Below are 8,089 nucleotides of genomic sequence, written 5' to 3' on the forward strand. Positions count from 1 at the left end.
CTCAAGCATTCTATTAAGTTATTAATACATTACTTGAAATTTCACGATATTCCCATTCCTGGGGCATTCATACCTTGATTCAGCAACGCCGCTTCTTCCCTTTTCCTTCTTCCCGACATCCGTTACATCTGTTATAGAATCCGTTGCCGAACTTCCTTTTTCCCTCTAAAACACAGTCCCGTCACTTTCAATCTGAATTGGCGGCACTCCACCAGCCCTCAATTCGGCCGCAATTTTCCGCCCCGCCGCCCAAGTTCCTCCTTGCAAAATCTTTACCAGCGGCAATTGATCCGCACTCAAATGCAGCTTTTCTCGAATAGCTGCGGCAATTTTATCTAAAAGATTGACAGTGAGCGATCGCCATTCTACTATAACTTCCGAACCCGGCAAGTAACTCTGCTCAAAAATAGCCGAATCTTTTGCCTGAAGCAGTCCGATATCCAAACACAAACCGCCGTTTCGGTACTCCGGCAATCCCGTTAACTCATCCAATCCAGTCACTTCTAAACCCATTTCTTGCAGCGGTTCCAACAGCGAATAAGTCAACCACTGCGATAGTTTGTGAAACGGCACGAATTCATCTCCCAGATTTTCTCCTGTTAAAGCTCGATGCTGCCAAACATCGCCTAAATTAACGCCACCAATTGCATATCTTCCCGGCCAAATTTCCCCAAAACCTGTCAAAACAGCGCTCAATACATCAGCAGCATTCACTGTTTTGGATTCTGAAACCCGACTGTCGAGCAAGTATTTTGCCAAATTGCCGGGAAGCGGGTTTTCGCTGCCAAATAATAATGGATGCTGGCAAATTGCCTTTCCCAAACGCTGCAATAATTCTAATCTGCCTGTTAAACCAACTAGCGGATTGTCTCGACTTACCTGAAATCCTGCTGCTAAGGTTTCTAGTTTTAACTGAGAAAGTCCGCGATAATCAGCTTGCCAAAGAAAATCGGGATTGCTGGAAAAAACACCTTGACAAAACATCCGCAAGCTGGCTATTGCTAACCCTTCAGAACGGCGGTAAATCTGTCCGGTTTCAGGTTCGCAATACTGCCATTCTGCACCAGCACCGGCATCGAGCAAAACGCTGATAATTGCTAAATCAAATTTGATCTTAGCTTGCTCTACGAGCGGAAATTCTGCTAAAGCTGCATCTAATTCGGCGAGTCGCGGCAGGTTGCCGGCTTCAAAATGTCGCCAGCGACTGTGAAAGGGAATGTTAAAATCGGGATACTGTTCCCGCGTTGTCTCAATTACATAATTTGCTGCTTTGTCGAGTTGGGATAAATCGACGCGGAAGTAGCGGAGTTTGTCAAGGCGGGCTAAATCAAAAAGCCGATCGCACTTTTGGCGAATAGCAGCCGGCGTTCTCAGATATTCTACAGTCTCAAGTTCAATATTGTGCAACTTCATGCAACCAAACACCGATAAACATCGTTTTCTTGAAAAAAGTCAAACTGACTGTAATCTAAAAGATTATCTAAAATCGCATTTTTATCGATTTTGATCAGCTTATATTCCCACTTCGACCCGCTGACTTCGCGTTTTATTTGATCGGAAACTATGACTGAATTTCTTTCTCTACCCGGAGTTACTATTTTACTTAAATCTTCCAGCCTGTCGGCTATGTTAATATCTTTGCCGTAAGTGCAAGACCTAAATATATATAAATTTCCCTTAGCAACTCCCACCGACAAGCCGCAAGGTATTTGATTGGCCTGAATAAAAAGTTTCCAATTCTCGCACAAACTTTCCATTGCCGCTAAGGCTGAGTGAGATTCTGGGAAAGTCAACAAATGCGAATCCCCAACAATACTCCGAATTGTACCGCCGTATTCTTCGCAAATTGTTTTTTCAAAAGTATCAAAGTTGGTGAGCAAATATTCAACGTCTTTGATAGAATTAGATTCTTGATAACCAATAAAACCTCTCAAATCTGCTTTAATTATTGCTTGATTTTTTATGATTCGCGTTTTGTAACTTTGGTCAACTTTGTAGACTTTTTCAGGTTCGCTCATCCCTTTCAAAGAAAACTCGTTGACAAAAGACGTTTGCACTTCTGCTTTGTTGAGCGCCAGCCATGCTGCTTGGGACAAATATATTTCATCTGGCGGAGTTACTGATTCTATGCGCGCTGTTAAATTCACCGTATCGCCAAAGATATCTTTATCTTGATGCAAGACATCTCCTAATGTAATCGACACGCGGATAGCCAATCGTTCGTCGTTCGCCTTGCTAGATTGCTGCGCTCTCAATTCTTGCTGCATTTCTATGGCTGCTACAGCCGCTGCTGTGACGCTGGGAAAAATTATCCAAAATGAATCACCTTCCCCTTTGATCACGCTGCCTTCATTTCTGGTGCTAATATCTGAAACAAAATTTTTATGCTCATTTAACAAACTACTTAAGTCCGACTGAGATAATTTTTTGACTCTGACGGTATATCCGCAAATATCTGTTTTTACGATCACAGTAGAACGCAAATTAGCCATAACCTACCCTGACTGATCAAAAACCAGCAATAAATTTTATTTAGCAAAGACGCAATTGTTCGCGCCCGATCGATCGCGTCTTTGCCCTCTCAATCTCCTAAATCGCGTCCGATCGCTTCTGCAAGAATTGTAGCATCTGGCACAGGGTCTGGCGTGTAGTAGCCGGCGGCTTTTTTGGCGACGATTTCGACTTGTGCGTCTGCCGGAATCCAATCTTCAGGAATGGGGATGCGATCGACCACCTGAATTCCAGAATTGATAATCGCATTGTATTTCATATCGCTCATAGAAACTAAACTGTCAATGCGAGAGATCCCCAACCAGTGCAGCACGTCTGGCATTAGTTCTTGAAACCGCATATCTTGAACTCCCGCCACGCATTCAGTGCGCGTAAAATAGGCATCAGCGCGATCGCCACCTTGCTGCCGTTTTCTGGCATTGTACACCAAAAACTTAGTCACTTCCCCCAAAGCTCTCCCTTCCTTGCGGAAGTAAACTATTACCCCAGAACCGCCGGATTGTGCCGTTTGGATACAAATTTCAATCCCGTGTACCAAATAAGGGCGGCAAGTGCAGATATCCGAACTGAAGACATCTGAACCGTTGCATTCATCGTGTACCCTTACCGCCAACTGCTTGTCGGAGTCAGAAATATTCGCGACATCGCCAATGATATAAACCGTAGTTCCGCCAATTGGCGGCAAGAAAACGTGCAAGTCCGGCCGTGTCACTAAGTCCGAGAACATTCTGCCTGTTTGCTCGAACAAGACACGGCGAAGAAGGCTTTCTTCAGCACCGATCCGCCTAGCAATTCCGGGCAAATACCATACCGGGTCGATCGCAATTTTAGTGACTGCTAAATTGCCGCCTGGTTTGACTATTTTGCCATCTATTTGCACCCGCCCCTTAGCAATAGCATCTTGCAACTCCGGCATATTAATGTGAGCTTTAGTGACAGCAATTGTCGGTCGAATATCGTATCCCTGCTGTAATAATGAAGTATAAATTTCGCTGACCAACCCTCCAAAGGGATCGAGAGAAACAATCAAATTGCGATCGCCCCAACTCGGGTGTGGCCCGATGTGTGCCGCCGGAGATGTGTTGGTAAAATCGGGGCGGTGATCGGCTGGGAGTGCGCCGTTGGCAACTGCTAGCGCTCGATAAACAGAGTAGGAACCCGAATGAGTCCCGATCGCATTTCGGTGAGACGATTTGCTGAGGCTACCAATAACAGGCCCCCGTTTTACGGGATCGATTTCTCCCCAGTAAATGGGATGAGGTTTTGTGCCGGATCTGTCGGGATGAGATGTTAAAACTATATGCTTCGGTTTTGACACAGTTTTTTTTTCTCTTGCTATGGATGCTGTTTGTTGTAGGCCGAATCGCAATCTGAAACAGTGATCGATCATACCAACACTACACACCTCCCTGGTTGAAACAATCGCGCTACACACACAACTCTTTCTCGGCGTAGGTTTGAGGATAACAGGAGGTTTTCGTCGGATTAGATATAAGTCCAGAGTTCAATCTTTTCCAGTATAGCCAACACCAAAGACAGCACAACTGCCAAACGCCAATGTTAAATTTTTGACAGATACGAAAAAAAAGATTTGAGATTCTGAGCCGCAGATGTGCAGTCAATCTCAAATCTCAAATCTCAAATCTCAAATTTCAAATCTCAAATCTCAAGTCGAATATTTTTGCTCAAAAAGCCTTAATCCAGACTTTGAGGGTGACAGAATTCCATTAAAATTGCCTCGCCTTCGTCGCGCGAGTCCAATTCCTGCGCGGCCCGCTTGAGATAGTTTTCCGACAGCAAGCGGCTGGAAATTTTGTGCGGTATAAACCACCGATGACGCCACCGCAAACAAAGCGAAAAACCCACGGCTGCTGGGAAAGAATAAGTGGACTGTCGCCGAATTTCCAAACCAGCAACTTCTCCAGCTTTACTCAGAGTTTTGGGAGTGAATTGTATGATGTTGCGGGGAAAATAAGTGCTGTGCCAGCGCCAGCCGAGCTGCCGCGCCGATTCGCAGTCAGCATTCGGTACAGCCACCCAAATATAACCGTTTGGTGCCAGCAACTGCCTCATGCAGTCGAGTGTTTGCGTGGGCGAAGGTGTTGCCATCAAGACATGAGAACAGGTGATAACATCAAACTTTTCGTTCGTACCATGTTGTGCGATATATTCTTCCAAAGTGCCTGTAAAAACATCGAGTCCGCTATCGCGGGCCGCCGCCGTAGCCGATACCCCTGGATCGACGCCTTTAACTTCAACTCCCAGCTTTTTAAAGACTTGCAGAAAAGAGCCTCCGCCGCATCCTACATCCAACAACCGCTTGCCAACAGGGACAGGAATGTGCCGGTATTCGCCCCGCCGCTTTGCTTCTTGAACTACTTGTTCCTCATCCTCAACGTGAGTGTTGTAGCACAGATAATCTGGCGGATAATATGGAATCAATTCCTCCCATGTAGGTTGGGGATTGAGAAATCCTAGCCCGCAATCGTCACAGCCGAAAAGCGACCATTTCAGTGGTTCTTTAGGGGCATCGGAAGTGCCAGCTTTGTTGCGAAAACGGATATTTTGTGAATTGCAAACAGGGCAATTTGTCAGTTGTTGCATGGTTCAGTTTCACGATTTGTACAGTTGCTAAGGGCAGTGGAACGACCACAATTTATTACCATTAGCTGGGTTGGTAGAGTACACCGCTGTAAGCAGATCGAAAACTAGGTTTATTTGCCAATCAGTATTTGTAGATGCTGGGCTTGTTGGCGCTCGACCCCCGATCGATCGGCGCTGTACAATTTTATGTCTAAATGGTTAGACTGAGAAGGTAGCATTTGTTACCTAGAATACAACCGACGCTCAAAAGACAATGATTTTCGGTAGCATTTTTGCGGTAGCGCTAAATTCTTAGGAACATACTAACTCACAAAATTAATGTTGCCAAGTACATCTAATTATTTGCTTAAAAATGGTCGCGTACCCGCGTCTCTTCTAGAGATGAAATCGAGCACCCAGTCAGCTTCTACTGTCGCAATAACGGGCAGTGAGAACAATTTTTGTTTGGTGGATATAGAAATTGCAGCGGGTACGATTGCTCAAATTATTCCATCAGGTACAGAGCATTTATTCCCAATTGCAGATATCCCAATTTTCGATTTGTGCAAGGGCTTAGTTTGGCCTTGTTTTGTGGATATGCACACCCATTTAGACAAAGGCCACATTTGGGAACGATCGCCCAATCCCGATGGAACTTTTGCCAGGGCGATCGAAGCAGCGTGCGCTGATGCTCAAAACAACTGGAATGCAGACGATGTTTATCGGCGGATGGAGTTCGGACTAAAGTGCAGCTACGCCCACGGAACCAACGCTATCCGAACTCACATCGACAGCGCAGGGGAACAGGGAACCGTTAGTTTAGAAGTAGTTGAAGCGCTGCAAGCCGAATGGGGCGATCGGCTGATCTTGCAAGCAGTTTCCCTGGTTTCCCTCGACTATTTCCTGACACCAGCCGGCGAAAAATTAGCCGATCGCATTGCTGAAATTGGTGGCATTCTCGGCGGCGTCGCTTATATCAACCCCGACTTAGACAAACAACTCGATCGAGTTTTTGCCTTAGCCAAAGAACGAAATTTAAACCTCGACTTCCACACCGACGAAAACGACGATCCAGAATCAACAACACTGCAACAAGTAGCAAAAACCGCCCTTCGCCATGAATTTAGCGGTCAAATTATCTGCGGACACTGCTGTAGTTTAGCCGTACAACCGCCAGAATTAGTAACAGAAACTATCGCATTAGTCAAGGCAGCAAATATTGGCATTGTCAGCTTGCCTATGTGCAACCTTTACCTGCAAGACCGACAATTTCAGGCTACGCCGCGCTGGCGGGGAGTCACGTTGCTGCACGAACTCAAAGCAGCAGGAATTCCAGTTGCAGTTGCTAGCGACAATTGTCGCGATCCGTTTTACGGATTTGGCGATCACGACGTTTTAGAAGTCTTCAATATGGCAGTTCGGATCGCTCATTTAGATATGCCTTATGGAGACTGGCCCTGTGCAGTGACAAAGACTCCAGCAGATTTGATGGGATTGCCTAATTTAGGACGGATTGCAGTTGGTTTAGCCGCTGATTTGATTTTGTTTAAGGCGCGAAATTTCAGCGAATTGTTATCTAGAGTGCAGGGCGATCGCACAGTTTTGCGGCAGGGCATTAAAATTGATACAACTTTGCCCGATTACCGCGAACTCGATGATTTATTAGCAATTTAAATCAGACATCCTGCACCAATCTCAAGAACAGGTCGGAGAGACAGTTCTTGAGATTGGTATAATATGTAGGTTTCAAAAAGCATTTCAGCATTGCTATCTTGTCAATTGACAAGATATTTGATATAAATGTAAATGCTAATTTAATGGAGGTGATTTTAAGTGAAAGCAGTTATTTTATTGTCGGGAGGGCTGGATTCCTCAACTGTTTTGTATCAAGCCAAGGCCGACGGCTGCGATTGTTACGCTATTTCCTTTGACTACAAGCAAAGACATCGGCGGGAGTTGGAATCAGCAAGGGCGATCGCACTTTCGGCCGGGGTTAAGGCACATCAGATAGTAAACTTTGACTTGACACTGTGGGGCGGTTCGGCTTTGACGGATGATGAGATGGAATTGCCGATCGATCGCAGTCTCACAGAAATGTCTCAAAACATCCCCACTACCTACGTTCCAGCTAGAAACACAATTTTTCTCAGTTTTGCCCTCGCCTACGCCGAAACTCTAGAAGCCGATCGTATTTACATCGGTGTCAACGCTTTAGATTATTCTGGCTATCCCGACTGTCGCCTCGATTATATCCAAGCCATGCAGGAAGTATTTCGGTTAGGAACAAAGCAGGGAAGAGAAGGAAATGCTATTAATATTGTAACACCTTTGATCGAACTTAAAAAAACAGAAATTATTCAATTAGGCAACAAATTAGGAGTGCCTTGGGAGCAAACTTGGTCTTGCTATGCAGGCGGCGAAAAGGCCTGCGGCGTTTGCGATTCTTGTCGGCTGCGGCTGGCTGCTTTTGAGGAATTGGGATTAAAAGATCCCGTGGCTTACGCTTAAACATTACTTACGCGCGGGCGGTCAAAAACCTGGTTTTTTTGCGATAATACATTACAGATGGCAGAAGCGACAAAAAACCCGGTTTCTTTTTCTTATGAATGCAATCGATCGGCTCACTCCAGAACAAGAGGCTTTGATTCCGGTATATCGGGAGAAATGGAGAGCGATCGCACTTTCTACGGAACCAATCTATCGGCAAAAAGCCACAGAAGCGGTAAAGGCAGCCTACGCATTGTTGGGTAAAAAACCACCTCTCATCCTTTTTTCTGATATTCCTTACGCGGCGCTTCACCCTACTTTTAGCCAAATGGAAAGTTTGTTTTGGAACGACCCGTGGGAGCAACCGAATGATCTACTAGATTGGCAACTGTACAGCCAACTTACCAGCATATTAGGGGGTGCATCTCACTTTTGCAGATACATCAAGTAGAAAGTTGACCATTGAGATAAGCACAGCGAAGAGAAAGGATAGAGGAAACACTCTCGA

The 8,089-nt window shown here is 45.5% G+C and carries 7 protein-coding genes; 3 read left to right on the forward strand and 4 right to left on the reverse strand.

What is annotated here, in order from left to right:
• Positions 1-165: 165 nt before the first annotated feature.
• The 4 genes from E5S67_RS30085 to E5S67_RS30100 all read right to left on the reverse strand — a co-directional run bounded on the left by E5S67_RS30085 (position 166) and on the right by E5S67_RS30100 (position 5,115).
• Positions 166-1,413 (reverse strand): URC4/urg3 family protein, encoded by a 1,248-nt coding sequence (locus E5S67_RS30085; RefSeq protein WP_172192870.1) that lies wholly within the window; start codon positions 1,411-1,413, stop codon positions 166-168.
• Complete coding sequence (locus E5S67_RS30090; protein WP_172192872.1) at positions 1,410-2,492, reverse strand: adenylate/guanylate cyclase domain-containing protein; 1,083 nt, start codon at positions 2,490-2,492, stop codon at positions 1,410-1,412. The genes E5S67_RS30085 and E5S67_RS30090 overlap by 4 nt, the downstream gene beginning before the upstream one ends.
• An 89-nt stretch (positions 2,493-2,581) precedes the next feature.
• Positions 2,582-3,829, reverse strand: coding sequence for a GTP cyclohydrolase II (locus E5S67_RS30095; protein WP_172192874.1), 1,248 nt, complete (start codon positions 3,827-3,829; stop codon positions 2,582-2,584).
• Between the two features lie 377 nt (positions 3,830-4,206).
• Positions 4,207-5,115, reverse strand: a complete 909-nt coding sequence (locus tag E5S67_RS30100; protein WP_172192876.1) for a class I SAM-dependent methyltransferase — start codon at positions 5,113-5,115, stop codon at positions 4,207-4,209.
• A gap of 318 nt (positions 5,116-5,433) precedes the next feature.
• Here E5S67_RS30100 and E5S67_RS30105 point away from each other — a divergent pair, with 318 nt between their 5' ends.
• The 3 genes from E5S67_RS30105 to E5S67_RS33780 all read left to right on the forward strand — a co-directional run bounded on the left by E5S67_RS30105 (position 5,434) and on the right by E5S67_RS33780 (position 8,032).
• Entirely contained in the window at positions 5,434-6,768 is a 1,335-nt protein-coding gene (locus tag E5S67_RS30105; protein WP_172192878.1) for a cytosine deaminase, read from the forward strand.
• A gap of 159 nt (positions 6,769-6,927) precedes the next feature.
• Positions 6,928-7,602 (forward strand): 7-cyano-7-deazaguanine synthase QueC, encoded by a 675-nt coding sequence (queC, locus tag E5S67_RS30110; protein WP_172192880.1) that lies wholly within the window; start codon positions 6,928-6,930, stop codon positions 7,600-7,602.
• Positions 7,603-7,696: 94 nt separating this feature from the next.
• Positions 7,697-8,032, forward strand: a complete 336-nt coding sequence (locus E5S67_RS33780) for a hypothetical protein (protein ID WP_246277054.1) — start codon at positions 7,697-7,699, stop codon at positions 8,030-8,032.
• Positions 8,033-8,089 lie beyond the last annotated feature (57 nt).

This window comes from Microcoleus asticus IPMA8 (assembly GCF_013179805.1).
Classification (GTDB): domain Bacteria; phylum Cyanobacteriota; class Cyanobacteriia; order Cyanobacteriales; family Microcoleaceae; genus Microcoleus; species Microcoleus asticus.